General features: G+C 69.3%; 24 protein-coding genes, 1 tRNA gene and 5 pseudogenes. 16 read left to right on the forward strand and 14 right to left on the reverse strand.

Going from position 1 to position 23,738, the window contains the following annotated elements; all coding sequences use genetic code 11:
• Nucleotides 1–46 precede the first annotated feature (46 nt).
• The 4 genes from AC07D6_RS25260 to AC07D6_RS25275 form a co-directional block, all read right to left on the reverse strand.
• Nucleotides 47–877, reverse strand: coding sequence for an MBL fold metallo-hydrolase (locus tag AC07D6_RS25260; protein WP_479047903.1), 831 nt, complete (start codon nt 875–877; stop codon nt 47–49).
• Nucleotides 874–1,782: an NUDIX hydrolase gene (locus AC07D6_RS25265; RefSeq protein WP_479047906.1), complete on the reverse strand. Its 909-nt coding sequence runs from the start codon at nt 1,780–1,782 to the stop codon at nt 874–876. The genes AC07D6_RS25260 and AC07D6_RS25265 overlap by 4 nt, the downstream gene beginning before the upstream one ends.
• Nucleotides 1,783–2,106: 324 nt before the next feature.
• Entirely contained in the window at nt 2,107–2,580 is a 474-nt protein-coding gene (locus tag AC07D6_RS25270; protein WP_315879869.1) for a RidA family protein, read from the reverse strand.
• On the reverse strand, nt 2,577–2,735 hold the full coding sequence (locus AC07D6_RS25275; protein WP_019992579.1) for a Sp36 family protein: 159 nt from the start codon (nt 2,733–2,735) through the stop codon (nt 2,577–2,579). The genes AC07D6_RS25270 and AC07D6_RS25275 overlap by 4 nt, the downstream gene beginning before the upstream one ends.
• 81 nt (nt 2,736–2,816) lie before the next feature.
• Between AC07D6_RS25275 and bagA the strand changes: the two genes are divergently transcribed.
• Nucleotides 2,817–3,785 (forward strand): ATPase BagA, encoded by a 969-nt coding sequence (bagA, locus tag AC07D6_RS25280; RefSeq protein WP_315879868.1) that lies wholly within the window; start codon nt 2,817–2,819, stop codon nt 3,783–3,785.
• A complete protein-coding gene (gene bagB / locus AC07D6_RS25285; protein WP_479047910.1) occupies nt 3,782–5,065 on the forward strand; it encodes an ATPase BagB in 1,284 nt (427 codons plus the stop codon). The genes bagA and bagB overlap by 4 nt, the downstream gene beginning before the upstream one ends.
• Nucleotides 5,066–5,223: 158 nt before the next feature.
• Here bagB and AC07D6_RS25290 read toward each other — a convergent pair whose 3' ends face one another.
• Nucleotides 5,224–5,568 (reverse strand): WhiB family transcriptional regulator, encoded by a 345-nt coding sequence (locus AC07D6_RS25290; RefSeq protein WP_175408568.1) that lies wholly within the window; start codon nt 5,566–5,568, stop codon nt 5,224–5,226.
• A 463-nt stretch (nt 5,569–6,031) separates the two neighbouring features.
• Here AC07D6_RS25290 and AC07D6_RS25295 point away from each other — a divergent pair, with 463 nt between their 5' ends.
• Nucleotides 6,032–8,377: a transglycosylase domain-containing protein gene (locus tag AC07D6_RS25295; protein ID WP_479047913.1), complete on the forward strand. Its 2,346-nt coding sequence runs from the start codon at nt 6,032–6,034 to the stop codon at nt 8,375–8,377.
• A gap of 63 nt (nt 8,378–8,440) precedes the next feature.
• On the opposite strand, the gene AC07D6_RS25300 is transcribed toward AC07D6_RS25295, so the two are convergent.
• Complete coding sequence (locus AC07D6_RS25300; protein ID WP_315879865.1) at nt 8,441–8,905, reverse strand: GatB/YqeY domain-containing protein; 465 nt, start codon at nt 8,903–8,905, stop codon at nt 8,441–8,443.
• Between the two features lie 122 nt (nt 8,906–9,027).
• Between AC07D6_RS25300 and AC07D6_RS25305 the strand changes: the two genes are divergently transcribed.
• Together AC07D6_RS25305 and AC07D6_RS25310 are read left to right on the forward strand one after the other, a co-directional pair.
• On the forward strand, nt 9,028–9,954 hold the full coding sequence (locus AC07D6_RS25305) for a metallophosphoesterase (protein ID WP_315879864.1): 927 nt from the start codon (nt 9,028–9,030) through the stop codon (nt 9,952–9,954).
• Between the two features lie 80 nt (nt 9,955–10,034).
• Nucleotides 10,035–10,108 (forward strand) — tRNA-Pro (locus AC07D6_RS25310).
• A 266-nt stretch (nt 10,109–10,374) separates the two neighbouring features.
• Here the strand turns inward: AC07D6_RS25310 and AC07D6_RS25315 are convergent.
• From AC07D6_RS25315 to AC07D6_RS25335, 5 genes and pseudogenes are all read right to left on the reverse strand, one after another.
• A pseudogene (locus AC07D6_RS25315) lies at nt 10,375–10,617 on the reverse strand (hypothetical protein); the annotation flags it as partial.
• Between the two features lie 25 nt (nt 10,618–10,642).
• A complete protein-coding gene (locus AC07D6_RS25320; RefSeq protein WP_479047916.1) occupies nt 10,643–10,849 on the reverse strand; it encodes a hypothetical protein in 207 nt (68 codons plus the stop codon).
• Nucleotides 10,850–10,957: 108 nt separating this feature from the next.
• Nucleotides 10,958–11,371: an NUDIX hydrolase gene (locus AC07D6_RS25325; protein ID WP_479047919.1), complete on the reverse strand. Its 414-nt coding sequence runs from the start codon at nt 11,369–11,371 to the stop codon at nt 10,958–10,960.
• Nucleotides 11,368–11,700: pseudogene (locus AC07D6_RS25330) on the reverse strand (NUDIX hydrolase); the annotation flags it as partial. The pseudogene AC07D6_RS25330 and the gene AC07D6_RS25325, both read right to left, overlap by 4 nt.
• A 40-nt stretch (nt 11,701–11,740) precedes the next feature.
• A pseudogene (locus AC07D6_RS25335) lies at nt 11,741–12,412 on the reverse strand (IS256 family transposase); the annotation flags it as partial.
• A 188-nt stretch (nt 12,413–12,600) separates the two neighbouring features.
• Here AC07D6_RS25335 and istA point away from each other — a divergent pair.
• Nucleotides 12,601–13,953, forward strand: a complete 1,353-nt coding sequence (gene istA / locus AC07D6_RS25340; protein ID WP_479047921.1) for an IS21 family transposase — start codon at nt 12,601–12,603, stop codon at nt 13,951–13,953.
• Nucleotides 13,950–14,720 carry an IS21-like element helper ATPase IstB gene (istB, locus tag AC07D6_RS25345; protein ID WP_479047923.1) on the forward strand — a complete coding sequence of 257 codons (771 nt, stop codon included), beginning with the start codon at nt 13,950–13,952 and terminating at the stop codon, nt 14,718–14,720. The genes istA and istB overlap by 4 nt, the downstream gene beginning before the upstream one ends.
• 57 nt (nt 14,721–14,777) lie before the next feature.
• Here the strand turns inward: istB and AC07D6_RS25350 are convergent.
• Nucleotides 14,778–15,326: pseudogene (locus AC07D6_RS25350) on the reverse strand (transposase); the annotation flags it as partial.
• A 650-nt stretch (nt 15,327–15,976) separates the two neighbouring features.
• Between AC07D6_RS25350 and AC07D6_RS25355 the strand changes: the two are divergent.
• The 9 genes from AC07D6_RS25355 to AC07D6_RS25395 all read left to right on the forward strand — a co-directional run bounded on the left by AC07D6_RS25355 (nt 15,977) and on the right by AC07D6_RS25395 (nt 22,997).
• Nucleotides 15,977–16,300 carry a hypothetical protein gene (locus AC07D6_RS25355; protein WP_479047925.1) on the forward strand — a complete coding sequence of 108 codons (324 nt, stop codon included), beginning with the start codon at nt 15,977–15,979 and terminating at the stop codon, nt 16,298–16,300.
• A gap of 107 nt (nt 16,301–16,407) precedes the next feature.
• Complete coding sequence (locus AC07D6_RS25360) at nt 16,408–17,154, forward strand: ATP-binding cassette domain-containing protein (RefSeq protein WP_479047927.1); 747 nt, start codon at nt 16,408–16,410, stop codon at nt 17,152–17,154.
• Nucleotides 17,151–18,389 carry a hypothetical protein gene (locus tag AC07D6_RS25365; protein ID WP_479047928.1) on the forward strand — a complete coding sequence of 413 codons (1,239 nt, stop codon included), beginning with the start codon at nt 17,151–17,153 and terminating at the stop codon, nt 18,387–18,389. The genes AC07D6_RS25360 and AC07D6_RS25365 overlap by 4 nt, the downstream gene beginning before the upstream one ends.
• 361 nt (nt 18,390–18,750) lie before the next feature.
• A complete protein-coding gene (locus AC07D6_RS25370) occupies nt 18,751–19,068 on the forward strand; it encodes a hypothetical protein (RefSeq protein WP_479047930.1) in 318 nt (105 codons plus the stop codon).
• A gap of 218 nt (nt 19,069–19,286) precedes the next feature.
• Nucleotides 19,287–19,589: a helix-turn-helix domain-containing protein gene (locus tag AC07D6_RS25375; RefSeq protein ID WP_479047933.1), complete on the forward strand. Its 303-nt coding sequence runs from the start codon at nt 19,287–19,289 to the stop codon at nt 19,587–19,589.
• A gap of 143 nt (nt 19,590–19,732) precedes the next feature.
• Nucleotides 19,733–20,104 carry a transposase family protein gene (locus tag AC07D6_RS25380; protein ID WP_479047936.1) on the forward strand — a complete coding sequence of 124 codons (372 nt, stop codon included), beginning with the start codon at nt 19,733–19,735 and terminating at the stop codon, nt 20,102–20,104.
• Nucleotides 20,105–21,254: 1,150 nt separating this feature from the next.
• Nucleotides 21,255–22,235: a UbiA family prenyltransferase gene (locus tag AC07D6_RS25385; RefSeq protein WP_479047939.1), complete on the forward strand. Its 981-nt coding sequence runs from the start codon at nt 21,255–21,257 to the stop codon at nt 22,233–22,235.
• Between the two features lie 13 nt (nt 22,236–22,248).
• On the forward strand, nt 22,249–22,818 hold the full coding sequence (locus tag AC07D6_RS25390; protein ID WP_315879861.1) for a hypothetical protein: 570 nt from the start codon (nt 22,249–22,251) through the stop codon (nt 22,816–22,818).
• Nucleotides 22,815–22,997 (forward strand): hypothetical protein, encoded by a 183-nt coding sequence (locus AC07D6_RS25395; protein ID WP_315879860.1) that lies wholly within the window; start codon nt 22,815–22,817, stop codon nt 22,995–22,997. Before AC07D6_RS25390 ends, AC07D6_RS25395 begins: the two co-directional genes overlap by 4 nt.
• Before the next feature lie 73 nt (nt 22,998–23,070).
• Here AC07D6_RS25395 and fdxA read toward each other — a convergent pair whose 3' ends face one another.
• Nucleotides 23,071–23,391, reverse strand: coding sequence for a ferredoxin (gene fdxA / locus AC07D6_RS25400; RefSeq protein WP_479047942.1), 321 nt, complete (start codon nt 23,389–23,391; stop codon nt 23,071–23,073).
• Nucleotides 23,388–23,738: pseudogene (locus AC07D6_RS25405) on the reverse strand (flavodoxin-dependent (E)-4-hydroxy-3-methylbut-2-enyl-diphosphate synthase); the annotation flags it as partial. The gene fdxA and the pseudogene AC07D6_RS25405, both read right to left, overlap by 4 nt.

A 23,738-nucleotide genomic window follows, 5' to 3' on the forward strand; every position in this document is an offset into this window, starting at 1 on the left:
CCCGCCCGCTGTCGCGAACGCGTACCGACTTCGCCACGCTCCGGTGTCAGATCAGCCCGTGCCCGGAGAGGTACTCCAGCTGCGCCCGCACCGACAGTTCGGCGGCCGGCCACAGGGACCGGTCGACGTCCGCGTACACGCGCGCCACGACCTCCGCGGGGGTCGTGTAGCCGTCCTCCACGGCGGTCTCCACCTGCGCCAGCCGGTGCGCGCGGTGCGCCAGGTAGAACTCCACGGCGCCCTGCGCGTCATCCAGGACCGGACCGTGGCCCGGCAGGACGGTGCGCACCCCGTCGTCGACGGTCAGGGAGCGCAGCCGGCGCAGCGAGTCCAGGTAGTCCCCGAGCCGCCCGTCCGGGTGCGCCACGACCGTCGTGCCGCGGCCGAGGACCGTGTCGCCGGTCAGGACGGCGCGGTCGGCCGGCAGGTGGAAGCTGAGCGAGTCCTCGGTGTGGCCCGGCGTCGGCACGACCCGCAGCTCCAGACCGCCGACCGTGACGACCTGCCCCGCGGACAGGCCCTCGTCGCCCAACCGCAGCGCCGGGTCGAGGGCCCGTACCGGCGTCCCGGTCAGCTCCGCGAACCGGGCGGCGCCCTCCGCGTGATCGGGGTGGCCGTGCGTGAGCAGCGTCAGGGCGACGCGCTTGCCGAGGCGCTCGGCCGTGTCCCGTACGCGCGCGAGGTGACCCTCGTCGAGCGGGCCCGGGTCGACCACGACGGCGAGCGGGGAGTCCGGTTCGGAGAGGATCCAGGTGTTGGTGCCGTCCAGGGTCATCGCGGACGGGTTGGGCGCCAGGACGTTCACGGCCCGCTCGGTGGCGGGGCCGGACACCGCGGCGCCGCGGGGTTGGCCGGGCAGGGCGGCCGCGTCGGTCATGCGGCACCTCCGGCGGGCGCCCCGGGAACGTGCCGGGTGAACTCGTCGTGCCCGGGCCAGCTCAGCACCACCTCGTCACCGACCAGCCGGGCCCGCGCCAGCACGGGCGCGAGGTCCTGGTCGCGGGCGGCCTCCAGGGCGGCGAGCGGCGATTCGTACGCGGTGAGGGAGCGCAGGGTGGCGATGGTGGGCGGCATCATCAGCAGTTCGCCCCGGTCGTAGCCGGCGGCGGCGTCCGCGGGGCGGATCCACACGGCCAGGTCGGCCTCGCCGGAGGCGGCGGGGGTCCCCCGGGCGGGGTCGAGGGCCTGGGACAGGGTGCGCTGGCCGGCGGGGAGCGCGGCGACGAAGAACCAGGTGTCGTAGCGGCGCGGCTCGAACTCGGGGGTGATCCAGCGGGCCCAGGCGCCCAGCAGGTCGGAGCGGAGGACCAGGTCGCGGGCGCCGAGGAACTCCGCGAACGACAGCTCGCGCGCGACGAGGGCGGCGCGGGCGGCCTCCCAGTCGTCGCCCGTCGTGTCGCCGACGACCGAGTCGGGGGTGGGGCCGGCGAGGAGGACACCGGCCTCCTCGTACGTCTCGCGGACCGCCGCGCACACGATGGCCTGCGCCTCGGCCGGTGTGGCGACGCCGAGGCGCGCGGCCCACTCGGCGGGGCCCGGCCCGGCCCAGCGCACCGGGTGCTCGTCGCGCGGGTCGACGCCGCCGCCGGGGTAGGCGTACGCGCCGCCCGCGAAGGCCATGGAGGCACGGCGGCGCAGCATGTGCACCTCGGTGGTGGCGCCGGCCCCGCGCAGCAGCATCACGGTGGCGGCGCGCCGGGGCGCCACGGCCGTCAGCTCGCCGGCCGCGAGGGCGCGGATCCGGTCGGGCCATTCCGGTGGGTACCACTGACCATTGGGCATGGCCGGAGCCTATGCCGATCGGTCCGGATGTTCGAGGGCTCCCGGGGCGGTCGGGCCGGTACCGTACGCCGCCCCGTGACGCGCGCGTGGTGTGGCGCCCCTGCGCACGCGTGGCACCGTCCTGTGCGAAGCCGGACGACCGACTTCGGGGGGAAGCCGTCCCTGCGCGCGCGTGGCGGCGTCGTGCCGCGTGGCGCCGCCCCTACGCGCGCGTGGTGCGGCCCCTTCAACGCGGCGGCCCGACCCGGGGCGAGGGCGGCCGGTACGCGCGTGGTGCGGCCGGCCCGTCCCCCGCGGGGCGGCCGGCCGCGCCACCGGGCCGGGTCAGGACTCCGGGAGGAGCTCCACCTGGAGTTCGACCTCCACGGGGGCGTCCAGCGGCAGGACCGCCACGCCCACCGCGCTGCGGGCGTGGACACCGGCCTCGCCGAGGACCTCGCCGAGCAGCTCGCTCGCGCCGTTCAGGACGGCCGGCTGCCCCGTGAAGTCCGGCGCCGAGGCGACGAAGCCGACGACCTTCACGACGCGCGCGACGCGGTCCAGGTCGCCCGCCACGGACTTCACCGCGGCCAGCGCGTTCAGCGCGCAGACGCGGGCCAGGTCCTTGGCCTCCTCCGGCGTGACCTCCGCGCCCACCTTGCCGGTGACCGGGAGCTTGCCGTCCACCATGGGCAGCTGACCCGCCGTGTACACGTACGCGCCGGACCGCACGGCCGGCTGGTACGCGGCCAGCGGCGGCACCACCTGCGGAAGCGTCAGTCCGCGCTCCGCGAGGGCCGCCTCGACGCGCCCGGTCACGGCTTCTCCCGCTTCAGGTACGCCACGAGCTGCTCGGGGTTGTTCGGTCCGGGGACGACCTGGACCAGCTCCCAGCCGTCCTCGCCCCAGGTGTCCAGAATCTGCTTGGTCGCGTGCACGAGAAGGGGCACGGTCGCGTATTCCCACTTGGTCATGGGCCGACTGTATCCGCTGCCGCGCGCCGCCCCGGGGCAGCCTCCTGCGTGGGCCGCCGCGCCACTGGTTACGCTCGCCCTGTGAGCAGGCTCCAGGTCGTCAGCGGAAAGGGCGGTACCGGTAAGACGACGGTCGCCGCCGCCCTCGCGCTCGCCCTCGCGACGGAGGGCAGACGGACCCTCCTCGTGGAGGTCGAAGGCAGACAGGGCATCGCACAGCTCTTCGAGACGGACGCGCTCCCCTACGAGGAGCGGAAGATCGCCGTGGCGCCGGGCGGCGGGGAGGTGTACGCCCTCGCGATCGACGCCGAACGGGCGCTGCTCGACTACCTCCAGATGTTCTACAAGCTGGGCGCCGCGGGCCGCGCCCTGAAGAAGCTCGGCGCGATCGACTTCGCGACGACCATCGCGCCGGGCGTGCGGGACGTGCTCCTCACCGGCAAGGCGTGCGAGGCGGTGCGGCGCAAGGACAGGGCCGGGCGGTTCGTCTACGACCACGTCGTGATGGACGCCCCGCCGACCGGCCGCGTCACCCGCTTCCTGAACGTCAACGACGAGGTCGCCGGCCTGGCCCGGATGGGCCCGGTCCACAACCAGGCGCAGTCGGTGATGCGGGTCATCAAGTCGCCGGAGACGGCCGTGCACCTGGTGACCCTGCTGGAGGAGATGCCGGTCCAGGAGACCGCGGACGGCGTCGCCGAGCTGCGTGCCGCGGGCCTCCCGGTGGGCAACGTCCTCGTGAACATGGTCCGCCCGCGCCTCCTCGACGAGGACGCGGTACGGGCCGCCGCCGGCGACCGGCGCGCCGGTGTCGCCCGGGCCCTGGCGGCGGCCGGGGTGAGCGGCCCGGAGCGGCTCGTGGACCCGCTCCTCGCCCAGGCCGCCGAGCACGCGCGGCGGGCGGAGCTGGAGCGGGAGCAGCGGGAGGCCCTGGCGAAGCTCCAGGTGCCCGCGTACGAGCTGCCGCTGCTCGGCGGGGGCGTGGACCTCGCCGGGCTGTACCACCTGGCCAGGGAACTGCGGAGGGACCTCGGGGTGAGCGACGCATGACGGCCGCCGAAGCGGCACCGGTGGCGACGGAAGCGGCCGCCGCGCCGCGCGCCCTGGAGGTCGATCCGCTGCTGGACGACCCCGCGACCCGGATCGTCGTCTGCTGCGGCGCGGGCGGGGTCGGCAAGACGACGACGGCCGCGGCGCTGGGCCTGCGGGCGGCGGAGCGGGGCCGGAAGGTGGTCGTCCTGACGATCGACCCGGCCCGCCGGCTGGCCCAGTCGATGGGCATCGAGGAGCTGGACAACACCCCGCGCCGGGTGCCGGGCATCGCGACGGACGCCGGTGGCGAGCTGCACGCCATGATGCTGGACATGAAGCGCACGTTCGACGAGATCGTCGAGGCGCACGCGGACCCGGAGCGGGCCCGCGCGATCCTGGCGAACCCCTTCTACCAGTCGCTGTCGGCCGGCTTCGCGGGCACGCAGGAGTACATGGCGATGGAGAAGCTGGGCCAGTTGCGGGCCCGCGACGAGTGGGACCTGATCGTCGTGGACACGCCGCCGTCCCGTTCGGCGCTGGACTTCCTGGACGCCCCGAAGCGGCTGGGGTCGTTCCTGGACGGGAGGCTCATCCGGGCGCTGATGGCGCCGGCGAAGGTGGGCGGCCGGGCGGGGATGAAGTTCCTGAACGTCGGCATGTCGATGATGACGGGCACGCTGGGGAAGCTGCTGGGCGGTCAGCTGCTGCGGGACGTGCAGACGTTCGTGGCGGCGATGGACACGATGTTCGGCGGCTTCCGTACGCGGGCGGACGCGACGTACCGGCTCCTGCAGGCGCCCGGTACGGCGTTCCTGGTGGTGGCCGCGCCGGAGCGGGACGCGCTGCGGGAGGCGGCGTACTTCGTGGAGCGGCTGGCCGCGGAGGACATGCCCCTGGAGGGGCTCGTCCTCAACCGGGTGCACGGCAGCGGCGCCGCCGGGCTCTCCGCCGAGGGGGCGCTCGCCGCGGCGGAAAATCTTGACGGAGCCCGCATAGTGGACCGGGAAGGCGGGCAGACTCGTGGAGGCGGCCCGGCGTCCCCCACCCCCGAGGCCCCAGCCCCCGAACCGGCGTTCGAATTCACCCCCGCCGACGCCGAGTTGACGGCGGGGCTCCTGCGGCTCCACGCGGAGCGGATGCGGGTGCTCGCCCGCGAGCGGCGGACGCGTGACCGCTTCACCGCGCTCCACCCGGACGTACCGGTGACCGAGGTCCCCGCCCTCGCCGCCGACGTCCACGACCTGGCCACGCTGCGCGCCGTCGGCACGCACCTGGCGGCATCCGGGCAGGACCGCTGACGACTGCGCGCGCCACGGCGCGCGTTCCGCTGGGGGGGGGTACCCGGGCAGGGCTCGGGAGCGGAACGGGGCACGTGGCGCGCGGGCCCGAGACGGGCCGGCCGGCTCGTGCCGGCGACAGCACCGGAAGGGGCGACGGGACCGGAAGCGGCGACGGCTCAGCCGACGGCCGCGTACGTCTCGTACGTCTCGTCGTCGTTCAGCGCGACGGGCAGGATGCCCGCGCTGCGCTCGTACTCCGTACGCGCCGTCTCCAGGAGGCGCCGCCAGGAGGTGACGGTCGGCCGCCGCCGCAGCAGGGCGCGCCGCTCGCGTTCCGTCATCCCTCCCCACACGCCGAACTCGACGCGGTTGTCCAGCGCGTCGGCCAGGCACTCGGTCCGCACCGGACATCCGGTGCACACCGCCTTGGCCCTGTTCTGCGCCGCTCCTTGTACGAACAGTTCGTCCGGATCGGTAGTGCGGCAGGCCGCCTGCGCACTCCAGTCAGCTACCCAGCCCATGCCGGCGCCGTCCTCTCCCGAATCGAGGCTCCCCCACGGCGGCAGCGGCATATTCACCGCTGCCAGTTGAGGACGTTACGGAAGGTCGACACACCGCAACACCCCCTTCGGGCCCAATCTTGAATGGTCCGAACGGACTATGCGTACGCGGCAGATCACCCAGGGGAGTGACCCAAGGGCATAAGGGGGCGAAACGCCCGAAGCGGCCTATTCCACCTCTGCCATATGAGGGCATTTCCGTACACGCGCCAGAAAACGGGCGGCGTATCGCGTCGTCGTCGAACGCGGGGAAGGGGTGGGGCCGTAGTGCCGGGGGCGGCGCCGTGGTGCCGTGCGGGAGAGCGGGCGAGGACGGTGACCTGACCGCAGCAGCACGCCGGCGGCGCAACTGCTGTGACAGTTGTGACCAGCTTAGGCCAAGGCATATACGCGTGTCCGGCGAATCAGAACGTAGGCTTCCCCCATGCCAAAGAACCGCTCGGGCGGGGGTCTGACCGCGACCCAGCAGGCCGCCAAGTTCCTCGGTGTCAGCGTGCTCTCCGGAGTCGTCCTCGCCGGCATCGCCATGCCCGCGGCGGGAGCCCTGGGTCTCGCGGCGAAGGGGACGGTCCAGGGGTTCGACGAGATCCCGGCCAACATGAAGAGGCCACCGCTGAGCCAGCGCACCCAGATCCTGGACGCCGAAGGCGGCCTGATCGCGACGGTCTACTCCCGCGACCGCACGGTGGTCCCGCTGGAGGAGATCTCGCCGTACATGCAGAAGGCGATCGTCGCGATCGAGGACTCGCGCTTCTACGAGCACGGCGCCATCGACCTCAAGGGCGTCCTGCGCGCGGTGAACCGCAACGCGCAGGAGGGCGGGGTCGCCCAGGGCGCCTCGACGCTGACGCAGCAGTACGTGAAGAACGTCTTCGTCGAGGAGGCCGGCGACGACCGCGACAAGTTCGCGCAGGCCACCCAGCAGACCCTGGGCCGCAAGATCCAGGAGCTGAAGTACGCGATCCAGGTCGAGAAGGAGCTCGGGAAGAAGAAGATCCTCGAGAACTACCTCAACATCACGTTCTTCGGCCAGCAGGCGTACGGCATCGAGGCGGCGTCGCAGCGGTACTTCTCCAAGCGCGCCAAGGACCTGACCCTCGGCGAGGCCGCGATGCTCGCCGGGCTCGTCCAGTCCCCCAGCCGGTACGACCCCGTGAACGACGTCCAGGAGGCCACCGAACGCCGCAACATCGTCCTCCAGCGGATGGTCGTCGTCGGCGACATCAGCCAGGCCGAGGCCGACCGGGCCAAGGCCGAGCCGATCGGCCTGAAGGTCACGCGGCCGAAGAACGGCTGCATCACCGCGCGCGACGGTGCCGGCTTCTTCTGCGACTACGTCCGCGAGGTCTTCCTCTCCGACCCGGTCTTCGGCAAGACCCGCGAGGAGCGGGCCAAGGTCTGGAACCGCGGCGGCCTGACCATCCGGACCACGCTCGACCCGCAGGCGCAGCGGGCCGCCCAGGACTCGCTCAAGGACCACGTCTACCAGGACGACAAGGTCGCCGCGGCGGTGACCATGGTCCAGCCCGGCACGGGCAAGATCCTCGCGATGGGCCAGTCCAAGCCGTACGGCTTCGGCAAGAACGAGACGCAGATCAACTACTCGGTCAACCGGAGCATGGGCGGCTCGAACTTCGGCTTCCCGACCGGCTCGACCTTCAAGCCGTTCGTCGCCGCGGCCGCCATAGAGCAGGGCAAGCCGCCGACGCAGGTCTACCCGTCGCCGTACAAGATGCCGTACCCGGACTCGGTCCAGACGTGCAGCGGGAAGCCCTGGCGGAACGTGGGCGACGACATGGTCGAGAACGAGAACGAGTCGGAGGTCGGCCCGTACGCGCTCCGGGAGGCCATGGAGAAGTCGGTCAACACGTACTTCGTGCAGATGCTCGGCGAGATCGGCATGTGCCCGGTCGTCGAGATGACCGGCAAGCTCGGCGTGGTCATGGGCAACGACGAGAAGCTGCCCGAGAAGCCGTCCGCGCTCACCCTCGGCTCGCAGGGCATGTCGCCGCTGACCATGGCCGCCGCGTACGCGACGTTCGCCAACCGCGGCACGTTCTGCACGCCGACCGCCATCGAGTCGATCAAGACCAGCGAGGGCCGCAGCCTGAGGGTGCCGCGGTCGACGTGCGAGCGCGCGATGTCCGAGCGGACCGCGGACACGATCAACACGCTGCTGCGCGGCGTGGTCGACTCCGGCACGGGCCAGGAGGCCGGCCTGCAGTCCCGTGACAACGCCGGCAAGACGGGTACGACGGACAGCCGCCGCAACGCCTGGTTCGTCGGCTACACGCCGAACCTCTCGGGCGCCGTCTGGGTGGGCAGCCCCACCCAGCAGGTGAAGATGGAGTACATCACCATCGGCGGGCGGTACCACGACAAGGTCTTCGGCGGGAAGGTCCCCGGCCCGATCTGGAAGGACGCCATGTCGGGCGCCCTGGAGGGCCACCCCTCGCCGGACTTCAACGAGGTTTCGATCCCGGAGATCCCGGCGCAGCGGCCCCCGGGTCCGGGCGGCGACGACAAGCCGGGCGGTACGACCGGCGGTGCGACCGGCGGGACCGGCGGGGCGACCGGCTGGGTCGGCGGCGGGCCCGGCGGGACCGGTGGCGGAACCGGCGGCGGAACCGGTGGTGGGACCGGCGGGACCGGTGGCGGAACCGGCGGGGTCGGCGGCATCACCCTCCCGACGGACCTCCTCGGTGGCGCCCACACGGGCGGCGGAGGCAACGGCGGGAACGGCAACGGCCCGGGCGGCCGGGACCGGTAGGCCGAACGCGCGGAGGGCGTCCCCGGTGGGGGACGCCCTCTCGCGTGTCCGGGACCTCCGCCGCTAACCCGCCAGGAGCCCCTTGACGGCGGCGGCGACGCGGCCGCCCTCCGCCCGCCCGGCCACCTTCGGGTTCACGATCTTCATCACGGCGCCCATCGCGCGCGGCCCCTCGGCCCCGCCCGCCCTCGCCTCCTCGACGGCCTGCGCCACGATCTCGCGGAGCTCGTCGTCCGTCAGCTGCTTCGGCAGGTACGCGTCGAGGATGCCGCCCTCCGCCCGCTCCCGCTCGGCCTGCTCGGCACGGCCGCCCTGGGCGAACGCCTCGGCCGCCTCGCGGCGCTTCTTCGCCTCCTTGGCGATCACCTTCTGCACCTCCTCGTCGGAGAGCTCACGGGACTGCTTGCCCGCGACCTCCTCCTTCGTGATGGCGGCGAGGGTCAGCCGAAGGGTCGAGGAGCGGAGCTCGTCACGCGCCCTGATCGCCTCCGTGAGGTCTTCCTGCAACTTGGACTTGAGCGTGGTCATGCGGACCAGCATGACAGGTGCCCCACCGCACCCGCCGTCCATTTCCCGGGCGTCGCTCCCCCGCGCCCGCCGTCCATTTCCCGGGCGTCGCTCCCCCGCGCCCCGTCTGCGACCATGGACCCATGCGCGCGCGATACGGAGTACCCCTCGGCATCACTGCACTGGGCGCGGCCGGGCTGGCCTACGCCGCCGGTTTCGAAGCCCGCTCGTTCCGGCTCCGCCGGGTGACCGTCCCGGTCCTGCCGCGCGGCACGCGCCCGCTCAGGGTGCTCCAGGTCTCGGACATCCACATGGTGAGCGGGCAGCGCAAGAAGCAGCGCTGGCTCCAGACGCTGGCGGGTCTGCGCCCCGACCTCGTCGTGAACACCGGCGACAACCTCTCCGACCCGGAGGGCGTGCCGGAGCTGCTGGACGCGCTGGGCCCGCTGCTCGACTTCCCGGGCGTGTACGTCTTCGGCTCCAACGACTACTACGGCCCCAAGCTGCGCAACCCCGCCCGTTACCTCTTCGAGAAGCTCCAGGGCCGCCACGGCCTCAACGGCAACCCGCCGGCCGTCGGCGCCGTCCACAACCCGTGGGAGGAGATCCGCGACGCCTTCGACGCGGCGGGTTGGCTGGACCTCACCAACACGCGCGGTCGTCTCAAGGCGGAGGGCCTGGAGCTGGCCTTCACGGGCCTCGACGACCCGCACATCAAGCGGGACCGGTACGAGAAGGTCGCGGGCGGCCCGGAAGCGGACGCCGACCTCTCGGTGGGCGTCGTCCACGCCCCGTACCTGCGCTCCCTGGACGCCTTCACCGCCGACGGCTACCCGCTGATCCTCGCCGGCCACACCCACGGCGGCCAGCTGCGCGTCCCCTTCTACGGCGCACTGGTCACCAACTGCGACCTGGACACGGACCGTGCGAGGGGCCTCTCCACCCACCGCGCGGGCGGCCACACGGCGTACCTGCACGTCTCCGCGGGCTGCGGCACCAACCGCTACACCCCGGTCCGCTTCGCCTGCCCCCCGGAGGCCACCCTCCTCACCCTGACCGCCCGCGACTGAGGCCCCCGGAAAACCGGATTTCGTCTCCGGCCGCCGGTGGGCTAAAGTAAACGTCGTCGCCAGGACAACAACGGCGACATCGGGGTGTAGCGCAGCTTGGCAGCGCGCTTCGTTCGGGACGAAGAGGTCGTGGGTTCAAATCCCGCCACCCCGACAGAGTAAGACCAGGTCAGGGGCCTGATTCGAGAGATCGAATCAGGCCCCTGAGTGGTTTTGTAGCTCGTCGGGAGAAATCCGAGAGACGATCTTGGCCGGGCTTCTCCCAGCGGGGCGCGGACGGCGCTGCATGAAGCGGGTCTCGCGCGGCCTGGGGACGTGCGCGTTCGCGAAGCCCAGGCTGTCAGTGGCGCGGTCTAGCCTTGTGGGATCAGTGTCCCCAGGAGGCCCGGGTTGGCTGGATTCAAGATCAAAAGGCGTGCCAAGCGGTGCGACGACGCCGTTGGTGATCTCTTCCAGCAGGGCGTCGAGCGCCTCGTGCTGCCGACGGTCGTACGGGAAGGCGTCCCGCGCCTGCTGGATCAGGGCCGGGTGGCGTTTGGCCAGGACACCCCGGGCGAACGAGCCGGGTTCGTTGCTCAGGATGACCGGTGCGCCGGTTTCGGTGGCGGGGCCGCGGCTGCGGTCGGTCGCCCCGTCTGGAGTGCGCGGGGTCTTCTCCGCCACGATGTCCATGTCCTTCGCTTGCCGCTCATGAGTCCGTGATCCCCAGGACCACGGCGCCCGCCGCGCTGCCGACCGGCGCCTCTCCCGTGTCGGCTTCGAAGGCCGCGCAGTGCAAAGAACCGACTACCTTTGCCTTGTCGGTCCGGCACTGCCCGCTGAGCGACCACAGGCGCACCGTGCCGTCCGCCGCAGCCGGCACCAGGCGATCCTCGCCGCTGGTGAAGCCGAGCATGAGATGCGGCCGGTGTACCCGGAGACACGGACGGTGAGCCCTACCGCCCCAGCCTCGACAAGGACCACTCGCTCCCCTGCACGCACGGCTGTGGCACCACCAGGCTGCTCAGGCAGGCAGGACCGCGTCGAGGTAGTCCTGTACCGGCTCGAAGAGGCCGTACGGCACGTACTGCGGGATCTCGCCATGGGCGACCCAAGCCAGTTCGGCCAGCTCCTCGGTGTCCGCGACGTGGGCCGTACCGTTCAACACCTCGCACGCGGTGTACGACATCAGCCGGCCGGTCTTCGGGTGGACGCGCTCGCCGAGCAGCTTCACGGCCGCCACGGTCAGTCCGGTCTCCTCCTGGGTCTCGCGCACGGCGGCATCCTCGCGGGCCTCGCCGGGCTCAACCTCGCCGGCCGGGAACTGCCAGGAGAGCTGTCCCTCGCTGACCCGGCGGCGCACCATCAGCACGCGTCCCTCGTTCACGACGATGGCGGCGGCGATGCCCGGGCGCTCGTCCGTGTTCTGGTTCGTCACGTCTGCTCCTCCAGGACGGCCAGGATGGGCGGGAAGATCGTATCGACGGGGATGAAGCGGGGCACGGCGTTTCTGGGGACCCACATGACGTCGATGTTCTCGGCCGCGTCGCTGTTGGTGGCCTCGCCGGCCAGGTACTCGCAGAGGAAGCACTCGCACAGCACACCGGTCACGGGGTGGAGCCGGTTCCCGAGGTGCTGCCGGACCGCGCAGTGGACACCGGTCTCGTCCAAGGTCTCCCGCACGGTGGTGGTCTCCGCCTTGCCGCCCGGCTTGATGACACCGGCCGGGAACTGCCACGTGATCCCAGCAGCGTCGTCGTCCCGCCGGGGGGCTGTCAAACGGACGGTGTAACTGGGGTAGTTGGTCCTACTGGCGGACTGCCGACAGACGGCCGTCGAAGGTGACGTCGAAGGCGTTCAGCGCGGTCTTCCAGCGCATGGTCCAGCGGGCCTGTCCCTTGCCCGTGGGGTCGAGGGACAGGATCGCCATGTAGACGCACTTCAGGGTGGCCTGCTCGTTGGGGAAGTGGCCGCGGGTCTTGACCGCCCGGCGGATGCGGGCGTTGACCGACTCGATCGCGTTGGTGGTGCAGACGATGCGGCGGATCTCGGTGTCGAACCGCAGGAACGGGGTGAACTCTTCCCAGGCGTTCTCCCACAGCTTCACGATCGCCGGATACTTCCGGCCCCAGGCGTCGGCGAACTCGGCGAACCGGTCCAGGGCGGCCTCCTCGGTCGGCGCCGTGTAGACCGGCTTCAGAAGCTTGGCGATCTTGTCCCAGTCCTGGCGGGCGGCATAGCGGAAGAAGTTCCGCAGCAGATGCACCACGCAGGTCTGCACGATGGTCCGCGGCCAGACGGTCTCCACCGCCTCAGGCAGGCCCTTGAGCCCGTCGCAGACCAGCATGAGGACGTCATTCACGCCGCGGTTCTTGATCTCGGTGAGGATGTGCAGCCAGTGCTTGGTGCCCTCGCCGCCGTCGCCGGCCCACAGGCCCAGGATCTCCCGCCGACCCTCGACGGTGACGGCCAAGGCTGTCGGCGTACAAGCGAACGTGCACCACCTCGTACGGATGAAAGTGCACCACTTTTGATGCGGTCACGGGGTGTCGTCCGTGAGTCTGCTGCCGTTGGTTCGGGGTGGCAGGGAGGCGGCTGACGGTGGTCTTGGATCCACATCGCTGGCTGGAGTTGAGGCGGTTTCGTCCGTTGTACGAGTCCGGTGCGATGAGCCTGCGGGAGATCGCGAGGGAGACCGGGCTGAACCGACGGACAGTCAGCAAGTACCTGAAGGACCCCGCATCGGTCGCACCGCCGAGGAGAGAAGCAACAGGTCAGCGGCCTCGGCGGGTGGTGGACGAGGTCGCGCCGCTGATCGACGCGATGCTCAGGTCCGAGATCCTGCTCAAGGGGAGGGTGATCCACGAGCGCCTGGCCCATGAGTACGGGGTCAGCATCAACTACCAGCGGGTGAAGCTTTATCTGCAGGAAGCCCGGCCCCGGATCGCGGAGGAACTGGGCATCAGCCCGGGTGAGTTGGCGGGCCTGCACCGGCGGTTCGAGGTCGTCCCGGGCGCCCAGGCCCAGGTCGACTGGGGGGATGAGGGCAGGCTCCTCTCCCATGTCGGCATCCCGAAGGTCTACTCCTTCCACATGACGCTGTCGTACTCGCGTGACCCGTTCTGCTGCTTCACCACCAGCCAGGACCTGGCGACGTTCTTCGACTGCCACCGGGCCGCGTTCGCGCACTTCGGCGGGGTGCCGATGAGCATCGTCTATGACCGCACGAAGACGGTCGTGCGCCGTCACGTCGCTCCGGGCGAGGCGGTTCCGCTGCACCCGGAGGCGGTCGCTTTCGCCGGGCACTACGACTTCGACATCGACGTGCTGGCCGCCTACCGTCCGCAGGGCAAGGGCCGGGTCGAGCGGCAGGTGAGTATCGTCCGCGACCACGTCCTGGCCGGGCGGGCCTTCTCCTCCGTCGAGGAGATCAACGCCGCCTTCGTCGCCTGGGTCCCGCTGCGGCGGGCGAAGGTCCACGGTACTCACGGAGAAGTCATCGGACATCGGGCCGTGCGCGACCACATGGCTCTCCGCCCGCTGCCGGCGACCCCGTATGTGGTTACTCAGCGGCATTTGCGGCATGTCGGCAAGGACTGCCTGGTCGCCTTCGACGCGAACCTCTACTCCGTTCCCGCCCGCAAGGTCCGCCCTCGCCAGCTGGTCGAGATCCGGGCAACGAAGTCGCAGGTCAGCCTGTACTCCACCGTCCCCGACACAGGTGAGCAGACCTTGTTGGCCGCCCATCCGCGGGCCGTTGGCCGAGGCACCCGCATCATGGACGAGACGCACTGGGACGGACTTCCCACCGGCGCCGGCCGCCGCGTCACCACCGGCGACGCTCTGCCCGCTGCCCGCCGCAGCCAGTCGACCGGGCCGGAGACCGGACCGCTGCAGGCTCTGCTGAACCGGGCTGCCGCCGCAAACGTCGAGGTCGGCCGCCGCCCGCTGTCGGTCTATGACGAGCTGACCGGCACCCGTCCCTTCACCTCACCTGCCCCGACCAAGGAAGACCGTTGAGCGAGCTGACCAGCACCCGCGTCCGCACCACCGCAGTCAAGCTCGGCCTGCCGCACCTGGCCGAGGCCCTCAACCAGTACGTCCAACGGGCGAACGAGGCCAAGATGGGCTACCTCGGTTTCCTCGACCTGGTGCTGGCCGAGGAACTCGCCGTCCGCGACGACCGCCGTTTCCGCAACGGCCTGCGACTGTCGAAGCTGCCACACCACAAGACACTGGAGGATTACGACTTCTCCTTCCAGCCCGACCTCGACTCGCGCAAGGTCAAGGACCTGGCCACCCTCTCCTTCGTCGAGGACAAGGCCAACGTCGCTCTGCTCGGGCCGCCCGGGGTCGGCAAGACGCACATCGCCGTCGCCCTGGCCGTCGCGGCTTGCCGGGCCGGCTACTCGATCTACTTCACCAGCCTCGACGACATGGTCCGCCACCTCAAGGCCGCCGAGGACCAAGGCAGGCTGATCAGCAAGCTCACCAGTTACCTCCGGCCCAGCGTCCTGGTGGTCGACGAGGTGGGCTACCAGCCGCTGGAACGAGCCGAGGCGAACTTGGTCTTCCAAGTCATCTCCAAGCGTTACAAGAAGGGCTCGATCATCCTGACCTCGAACAAGACCTTCGGCGAATGGGGGCAGGTCTTCGGCGACGAGGTCCTGGCCACCGCGATCCTCGACCACCTCCTGCACCACTGCGAAGTCGTCCCGATCAACGGCAACAGCTACCGGCTCAAGAACCGCCTCCAGGCCATCGAACGGGACACCGACGTAGCCTGAGCAGTGGTGCACACAACTTCGTACCCAGCGGTGCACTCAGACGAGTACCTGGACAAAGGCCACATAGATCGGCCGGTTGGCGACCGCGCCGTCGCGAATTTTCACGTGGATGGCGTCGATGAAGACGACCGGATAGACGGTGTCGAGGGGCCTGCTCTGCCACTCGGCCATGCCCTCGAGCACCTTGTCGGTGATGGTGGAGATGGTCTGGCGGGAGACGTCAGCGCCGTAGACCTCGACCAGGTGGGCCTGCACCTCACCGGTGATCAGGCCCTTCGCGGCCAGCGAGATCACCATCTCGTCGACCCCGGTCAGGCGCTTCTGCCGCTTCTTGACGATCTTCGGCTCGAAGGAGCCGTCCCGGTCGCGGGGCGCGACGATCTCCACCGGCCCCACGTCGGTCAGCACGGTCTTGGAACGTGTGCCGTTGCACGAGTTGCCGCCGTTCTTGCCCGCCGGATCGTGCTTGTCATAGCCGAGGTGGTCGGTGATCTCACCCTCCAGGGCGGACTCCAGCAGCCGCTTGGTCAGCTGCTGCAACAGCCCGCCCTCACCGGTCAACTGCAGGCCCTCGGCCCGGGCGCGGCTCACCAGCTCGTCGATCAGCTAGTCGTCCACAACCTTCGCCGACACAGCCACTGCCGACTCGACAGCGTCCTGCTCAGCCACGTTCTCACTGGTCATCGATGCATCCTCCATGATCGGGAGTTACACCGAACGATTTACAGTCCCTACCGGTGCCAAGCAGAACGGGGGAGCCTCGCACGACCGCGCCTGGCGATCGCCGACACTGACCCATCCGGGCACAGCCTCTGCCCACGTAGGCCGAGGACGCCGATGCCTCCCCCCGCGACAACATGAAGTTGGCCACCCGTAGCAAGTGCACCTACCTACTACTGATACGCCCTCGCGTTCCGCGCAACCCATTACCACCTAGACAAGAGCAAAAAGGGCAAGAAGGCTTTGTGGCCATGGAACGAAATCAAGCCAGATCCGCAACACTTACGTCACATACCGCATCACGAAAACGATCAACAGCTGACCGGAAGAACCAGCCCCTCACCAGCACATATCCCGCGAGCGACCCCGGAAGGGGATCATCCGCAGGGTTGAAGGTTCGACATGGCCGTGGCAAGCGATGAACACAGAATCGAATATGCCGGTTGCTCAAGATCTCTCGTTCGCATTGAATGATCTGCGTCCACCAGCCCGCACACCCAAAACGAAAGGATTGAGTGATGCGCAAGAACATCGCCTTGAAGGCGCGCGCAACGACGGCTGCCACAGCCCTCCTGGTCGCGGCCGGCACCACCATGATCGCGGCGACCAACGCCTCGGCCTACACCGACAGCAACAAGGCCAACAACTGCTGGGGTCGCTACTACAACACCGACTGGGACCAGGTCTGCGACTCGTCGGCCGGTGCCTCCCGGACCGGCAACTACAAGACCACGGCGGCCTGCAGCTACGAGTCGGACAAGTCGATGACCATCTACCGCTACCGTTACAGCACCGCGGTCGTGGACGGCGAAGACTGCACCTTCTCGGTCAACGTGGGTACCACGACCTTCTGGGACTAAGCCCCAAAGCACGTCGCGTTGATCGACAAAGTGGTCCTTCCGTCCGCATTGCAGCTGCGGACGGAAGGACCACCTCCGATTATATGCCTCAACCGCAAGAGGACCTCATGCACGTTCAGCTGTCGAAATTGCGCCAAGCATACCGGTCCAAGGTGGTCCTGGAGAGCCTGGACCTAACACTTGTCCCCGGTGTGACAGGCCTTCTCGGTCCGAACGGTGCGGGGAAGACAACCCTCATGCGAACCCTGGCCACCGTGCAGCCACCCGTAGAGGGTACGATCACCCTTGACGGCGTGTCGATCCAGAGCGAGCGAGGAGCTCGAGCAGTCCGACGCCAGATCGGCTACCTCCCTCAGAAGTTCGGCTGGGACCCCGGGATGAGGATCCGTGACTTCGTCGAATATGCGGCGTGGCTGAGGGAGGTTCCGGACAACCGCAGGGCAGACGAGGTCGAAAAGGCTCTCGGGCAAGTAGACCTTCTGGACCGGCGCAACGAACGAATGTCTCGACTGTCTGGCGGTATGCGGCAACGCGCTGGCATCGCCTGGGCGATCGTCGGGGGACCCGGACTGGTCATCCTGGACGAACCGACCGTGGGACTCGATCCAAGGCAGCGCCTTCAGTTCCGAAAGATCCTTTCTGAGCTCAGAGACACGACTGTTCTGTTGAGCACACACCTCATTGATGACGTGGCTGCCGCCTGTGACCGAGTCGTCGTTCTTCATAGCGGCCGGATCCTCTTCGAGGGCGATGTAACGGACATGGCTGCTCGTGGTCTTGAAGGCCGGCCCGGCGAGACCCCTCTGGAACGGGCGTACATGGAGCTTCTTCCCGCTGAGGAGCGGAAGCTGTGAATACGTTTCTGTTGCACCTGCGGTCCACGCCCCTGCGCTGGTCCCTGCCTGCGCTCCTCGTCCTGGACGTTGCTCTGATCCTTACCCGCGACAGCTACTGGCACGGACTGTGGGGAGACACGGGTGCCACAGGCCAGATTCCCGCTCTGTATCTCGGCATGTTCTCGGCTGGTGCCGCCGCCTGGACGGCATCGCTGCGTGAACGACCCGAGGTAGTCGAGCCGCTGAGTGCAATGCCACGATCTCAGCAACGGGCAGAGCTGCCACGGATGCTCGCGCTAGTCTTCATCGTTCTGGTGCCCTACTTTGCTGGTCAGGCCGTCGCCTTCGGCTTCACTGCGCCGTCATGGCCTCCGGGTTTCACCCAGTACGTTGGCTACGTACTCCTCGGTCTTGCGGCAATTCTGCTGGCCTGTGGCTGGGGCTGGCTGGTCGGACGGCTTCTGCCCAGTCGCTGGGGGCCTGTGGCTGGTGTGTTCGGCTGGATGCTCGTCACCATCGTGTTCGACACGGACTTGGTCGTGGTGAGCGGCCCCGCACGCGAACAGCCCGACCTGCTTTTGATCCTATTTCGCGTCCTTGCTGCCACCGCCCTGCTGAGCGCCTGCTTGTGGCTGCCGCTCGGCCGGACAAGGATGCTACGTGCGGCAGTCCCCGGAATCGCAGCTGTCACGGTGCTCAGCACGACAGCAGTCGCTGCGGGTATCGACACCATCGCACCCCGGCATGGCATCGACGAGCCACTGTGCGTAAAAGGTCGCACGACCGTCTGCCTGTGGCCGGAGGAAGAGAAGTACCGGGCCATGGCAGAACGAGTACTGGCCCGAACCGAGGGGCTGCCGCCGGTGCTGAGCATGCCTGACAAGGTCTATTCACTGGGCCTTGTCAGGATGGGGGATCGGTGGGTCGGCGACTTCGACCTGGACAGTGGGTCAGAGTGGGCGTTGGCCGATGGGGTTACCCGAGCGATCACTGCAGAGACCTTCGTGGCTTGCCGTCAAGGTGGTTGGGACAAGTATCTGAAGGCCAACGACCAGTCAGTGCTGGCCGTCGAGCGCTGGCTGGAGAAGCGTCTGGCCGGTGGCGGGGAACCTGATTACGCCGAAAGCGGGATGTCTGAGTCCCAGTCCACGGCTGTTGAAACCGGGAAGGCCATCGCCGATAAGTCGGCCGCAGAACAAGAACGCTGGGTGAGCGACACAGTCCGGTCCGTTCTGGAGAAGTACTGTGACTAAGGACACCTCGGCTCCTGTCGAGCGCGCAATCGGCAGGAGTCGGCGCCACCGCCGCGGTGGTCGCTTCCGACCTGTGTGCGGAGTCCAGCGCCCGACGACCGTCCTATTCGGTTCCCTGCTTGTAGGCGCGGCTGTTGCATGGCTGGGCAACCAGCCCAGTCCCCTGCCGACATCGGTGACCGACGAGGTTTCCGCTACGCCCAGCTGGCGCACGCTTGCCATGTTCGCTGCCGTACTGCCACTGCTGTCACTTCACAGTCCCATGGCGGAGCTAGAAGCCTCCGGGACCCACCGGTTCCATCGAGGTCGCGCAGTGCGACTGGCCGGATTGTGGATCGGGAGCACTGCCCTGTTTCTCTCTGTGAGCGCGATCAAGGTTGAGGCCCAAGTACTTGAAACCATGGCTGTGGCCCTTCCCGGTTGGACCGGCCTCGGCCTGATCAGCGGTCGCGTTCTGGGGTGGCGGCAGTCCTGGATACTGCCCGCACTGGCGCTCTGCATCCTCACCTACTGGGGGGTCCCGGGAATCAACGGCACCTATCCCTGGTGGGAATTCACCGTCCAACCTGCGTCCGAAAACCCCAGCGCTCTCGTGATCAGTCTGGCGCTCTGCGTAATTGGCCTCCTCGCCTACGCACTGACGCCATGGCGACTGCGAACTTTGTCACCCCGGCGCTGAGACTGGTCGACATCACAGTCCCCGCAGCACAAGCGGTGCTACAACGCCTGAAGCTCCAGCCCCGGGTAGCTCATGGCGCGACCCCGTTCCTTTCCCGTCAGCCTATGACCGAGGACATACCCAGCTCTGGGAGCCGTCTGGAAGCCGACCTGCTCCCTAACGAACTCGTGCACGGTAGGCGGTGAGGCATCGCGCTTCTGATCGTCGATCATGGTTGTGTGGTGGGGATCGCGTCTCGTGCAGCGATCATCAGCGACCGGAGGATCACGGGCCTGTCGGCCGGCGTGATCGCTGAACTCCTGGCCGATCTTGGCCCGTTGTGGCATGAACGGCGCCAAGCCAGGCTTGCCCCCAGGCCACGGAAGCGGGCTATCGGTGCCGGTGCGAAGTACCATCTGGTCTTCGTCGACCGGCTCCTGGCCACCCTCGTGCACCTCCGCCACGCAGTCACGCACGACGTGCTCGCCTGCTGGTTCGGAGTGAACCGCTCCACCATCACCCGCGCCATCGGTGAGGTGTAGCCCCTGCTGGCCGAGCGAGGATGCACCGTCAGCCCGGGGGTGCGGCTGCGGACCCTGGCCAAGGTCATCGACCACCTCGGCGCCGACGGGAAGACTGGGATCATCGACGGCACCGAGATCCGGGTCCGCCGGCCGGCAGCCGGATGCAAGGACCGCGACAGTTCATCCCCGGCAAGAACAAGCAGAACGCGGTCAAGACCATGGTCGTCACGGACGGCGACGGCCGGGTGCTCTTCTGCAGCCCGACCAGACCCGCAAGCTGCGCGGACATCACCCACGCCCGCCAGTTAGGGCTGGACAAGCTCCTGATCGACGGACCCGCGGTGGAGATCCTGGCCGATGCCGGCTGCCAGGGCCTGGGCGCCCAGACCGGCGGCCGCATGATCACACCACCGCACCGCAAGTTCAAGAAGAACGCCCCCAACTGGTACGAGGAGACGCACGAGCGCCAGCGCAAGGCGCACTCCTCGAGGCGGATCCGGGTCGAGCACGGCATCGCCCACCTGAAGAACTGACGTGCTCTGACCCGCCACCTCGGCCGCCGCGAACACATGAGCCACACCGTCCAGGCCGTCGCCGGACTGCTGTCCCACCAGCAGACCACAGACCTGACATCAGCACGACCGATGTGAACGCCGAGCTCCGCCGCGATTCTCGACGCCTTACCGCCTACCGTGCACGAGCTCGTTAGCCGGGGCCCGATTGAAGGGCACGGGCGAGTTCCTCGGACACATGGGCCGTGACCTGGTCCGGGCAGCCGAACGCCGGCGGCAGGTCCTCTCCCTCCGCAGGGAGAACCGCGCCACGCCGGTGGAAGCGGGTCCGCCGGGTTCCCGGACCGATCACTGCCCTTCGGATGAGGCGTGGTCGCGCCCTACTGCTCCGGGGCCGGTGGATGGGGAGGAGGCGAGGCCGTGGTTGTCGGGGGCGCGGGCCGTCGGATGCGGGTCCCGGGGTGGTCGGGGGCGCGACGCTGGTGAACGGGAGCTCCGTGGTGGGCGGAGCGTAGGCCGGGGTCGTGGGGTTGTGTCGAGGGGTGGTGGGGCGAGGGGTGGTGCCTTATGTGTCGGTCCTCGGTGGGGTGGGTCGCCGGGGGCGGCGGTGACGGGGCGTGGTGTTCCGCGGGAAGGGCGCGGATGGCGGGTCCGGTGATCCATATTCCTCCGGCACATGCGAAAGGATCTTCATTGGCTATTTGGTTACTCGTCAGTCGTCCGCTTGCCGCCGGGCAAAACACCTCTTAGTCGTCACCTCACCAGAACCGATCGGAATTCAGTCGGCCCTTGATATCGGTCGACTGAAATCGGTAGCATCCACGTACGGTCCAGCGGGGGGCCGGAACGCCCCGCGGTCAGAGCATCACGCATCGGGGGAGCGAAGAATGCGATCAGGGCACATACGCCTGCCTCTTTTCTTGTACGTGGCACCAGTCTGCCCCGACCCCGGACTGTCGCCCCTCGCGCGCTGACGGATACCCGCGCGCTTCACCCGGAGTGAACCCGGCACACCCCCAGCGTCGCCGGATGCGTCCGCTCATGTTCCCGGCCATCGGCCGTGACGCCCCTTCAGAGCGCCTCACGCCGCCGTTCATCCGGTTTTTCCCGCAGTTGGCTCGACAGCAGGTCATTCCCTTTTTTCATGCAGCGCTACAGCTGGAAGGGTCGCATGATCTCGAAAGACACGACCGCGCGCCATACCGCAATCACCACCGAACCCGCCCGAACTGCCACCCGGAGCGAGGTCCTGCTGGGACTCGTACGTCTTTCCAAAGTGAAAGTCGTCCAGCACTACTTCGGACTGTTCCTCGCCTGGCTGCTGCTGGACCGCGCCACCCTGGAACGCCCCGGGACGACGTACGCCATGCTGCTGTTCCTGCTGGGTTCGGCCGCGATCGTCGCTTGCGCCTGCGCGGCGGACGACATCGCCGGCTACCGCAACGGCAGCGACGCCGTGAACTACAAGGAGGGCGAGACCCTCCGCGACATCCGTACGAAACCCCTGCTCAGCGGGGCCGTGACCGAGCAGCAGGCGATCCGGTTCGCCGTCGGGTCGGGTGTCGTCGCCGCCGTCGCGGGAGCGCTCGCGTTCTGGGTGCTCGACTGGCGCGCACCCGTCGAGGCGTACGTCGCCTACGGCGCCGGCTTCTTCTTCAGCGTCCAGTACTCCGCCGGGATCAAGGTCAGCTACCGGCTCGGCGGGGCGGAGACGCTGCTGTGCCTGTCGACCGCCGCGGGACTCCTGGCGCCCTTCCTGGCGGTGCACGGGGAATGGACGCGGGCGTCCGTCGTCATTTCCCTGCTCCTGGGCCTCTGGCTCGTCATGGTCAGCAGCTACTCGAACATGAACGACGTGGAAGGAGACCGATCCGTCGGACGGAAAACCCTCGCGGTCGCAACCGGCCCGAGGACGGTCGTCACGGTGATGGTGGTCCTTTTCGCCCTCTCCACCGCGCTCCTCGTGTGGATTTCCCTCAGTGATCTTCCCCGGTGGGCCCTGATCACCGTCCTCCCCGCCATCGCGCTCCACGCGGCGCAATTGCACTACGGCCCTCGCGAGAAGAACTGGCTCAAGGCCCGCGGCCTGGGTCTCGTCGCGTACAACCTCGGCTTCGTCGGACTCGCCGTCCCCCTCCTGTGGACCAACTGAAAAGGGAAAACGAGTGGCTTCGAAGGCACTGCACCAGAATGCGGTAAAGGACGACCTGGCGAAACTGCCCGCCCTCTACGAGGACTGCTTCCACGCGATTTCCCGCAGGCGGTCCCCCGCGATCTTCATGACCCGGGTGCGGACTTCCCGGAACCCCGACCCGTTCAACGACGAGGCGATAGAGGTGCGCCGTCACATCGACGACGTCCTGCGGTCCTGGGCGGCCCTCGTCGCGGAGCGGGTGGGGTTACCCGTGCCGGGTCCGGACCGGGGTGCGGGCATCGGCGGACTGACCGCCTTCCTCGTCGCCCACCTCGACTGGCTGATGCGCTCCGCGGCGGCCACCGAGTTCGCCGAGGAGGTCGCGGCGCTGCGCGGCCGGGCGGAGCGGCTGGTCAACGGCACCGCCCCCGCCCACCACCTGGGCGAGTGCGTCGAGGCGTCGTGCGACGGGCGGCTCACCGCCCGTACCGCCCCGGGCCGCGCGGTCGCCTCGCAGATCGGCTGCGACCGCGGGCACAGTTGGCCGCCCCGGGAGTGGCTGCTCCTGTCGGCCCGGATCGAGCGGCGGGAGGCGTCGTGACCGGTTCCGCCAGGCACCGCCGCGTCCCCACCGAACTCGCCGCTCTCGCCGCGGGCGTCTCCCCCGCGACCATCCGCCAGTGGGTGCGGCGCGGCAAGCTGACCCGGTACGGGCCGCCCAACCGCGCCGAGTTCGACATCACCGAGTTGCTGGACGTGATCCGCACGACCAGGGGGTGAGCGCGCCGGTACGACGAGGGGCGGCCCGTCCGGGAGGTGCCCGGGCGGGCCGCCCCGCCGCACCGGCGCGGGGTCAGGAGGTCCGTACCGGCTGCCCCGCCACCAGCGGGTGGTCCCGCTCGATCAAGCCGAGCCCGGAGGCGCCGCCGGGGGAACCCAGTTCCTCGAAGAACTCGGTGTTCGCCCGGTGGTACTCCCGCCACTCGGCCGGCACGTCGTCCTCGTAGAAGATCGCCTCGACCGGGCAGACCGGTTCGCAGGCCCCGCAGTCGACGCATTCGTCGGGGTGGATGTACAGGGAGCGCTCACCCTCGTAGATGCAGTCGACGGGGCACTCCTCGACGCACGCCTTGTCCTTCACGTCGACGCAGGGCTGTGCGATGACGTACGTCACTGCGGGGACTCCTTCTCCATCTGTTCGGCGATCTTCATCGCTTCCTCGATCAGCGTCTCGACGATCTTCGACTCCGGCACGGTCTTGATGACCTCGCCCTTCACGAAGATCTGCCCCTTGCCATTGCCCGACGCCACCCCCAGATCCGCCTCACGCGCCTCGCCAGGACCATTGACCACACACCCCATCACCGCCACCCGCAACGGGACCTCCATCCCCTCCAACCCCGCCGACACCTCATCCGCCAACCGGTACACATCCACCTGCGCCCGCCCACACGACGGACACGACACGATCTCCAACCGCCGCTGCCGCAGGTTCAACGCCTCCAGGATCTGAATCCCGAC

Source organism: Streptomyces sp. NPDC045287 (genome assembly GCF_056432325.1).

Coding starts and splice junctions, on each gene's coding strand:
- AC07D6_RS25305 (WP_315879864.1), top strand. CDS start 9,028: ATGCGCGCGCGATACGGAGTACCCCTCGGCATCACTGCACTGGGCGCG.
- AC07D6_RS25385 (WP_479047939.1), top strand. CDS start 21,255: ATGATCTCGAAAGACACGACCGCGCGCCATACCGCAATCACCACCGAA.
- AC07D6_RS25300 (WP_315879865.1), bottom strand. CDS start 8,905: ATGACCACGCTCAAGTCCAAGTTGCAGGAAGACCTCACGGAGGCGATC.
- AC07D6_RS25275 (WP_019992579.1), bottom strand. CDS start 2,735: ATGACCAAGTGGGAATACGCGACCGTGCCCCTTCTCGTGCACGCGACC.
- istA (WP_479047921.1), top strand. CDS start 12,601: ATGAGCCTGCGGGAGATCGCGAGGGAGACCGGGCTGAACCGACGGACA.
- AC07D6_RS25290 (WP_175408568.1), bottom strand. CDS start 5,568: ATGGGCTGGGTAGCTGACTGGAGTGCGCAGGCGGCCTGCCGCACTACC.
- AC07D6_RS25360 (WP_479047927.1), top strand. CDS start 16,408: ATGCACGTTCAGCTGTCGAAATTGCGCCAAGCATACCGGTCCAAGGTG.
- AC07D6_RS25295 (WP_479047913.1), top strand. CDS start 6,032: ATGCCAAAGAACCGCTCGGGCGGGGGTCTGACCGCGACCCAGCAGGCC.
- AC07D6_RS25320 (WP_479047916.1), bottom strand. CDS start 10,849: ATGCTCGGCTTCACCAGCGGCGAGGATCGCCTGGTGCCGGCTGCGGCG.
- AC07D6_RS25265 (WP_479047906.1), bottom strand. CDS start 1,782: ATGCCCAATGGTCAGTGGTACCCACCGGAATGGCCCGACCGGATCCGC.
- AC07D6_RS25260 (WP_479047903.1), bottom strand. CDS start 877: ATGACCGACGCGGCCGCCCTGCCCGGCCAACCCCGCGGCGCCGCGGTG.
- AC07D6_RS25380 (WP_479047936.1), top strand. CDS start 19,733: ATGCAAGGACCGCGACAGTTCATCCCCGGCAAGAACAAGCAGAACGCG.
- bagB (WP_479047910.1), top strand. CDS start 3,782: ATGACGGCCGCCGAAGCGGCACCGGTGGCGACGGAAGCGGCCGCCGCG.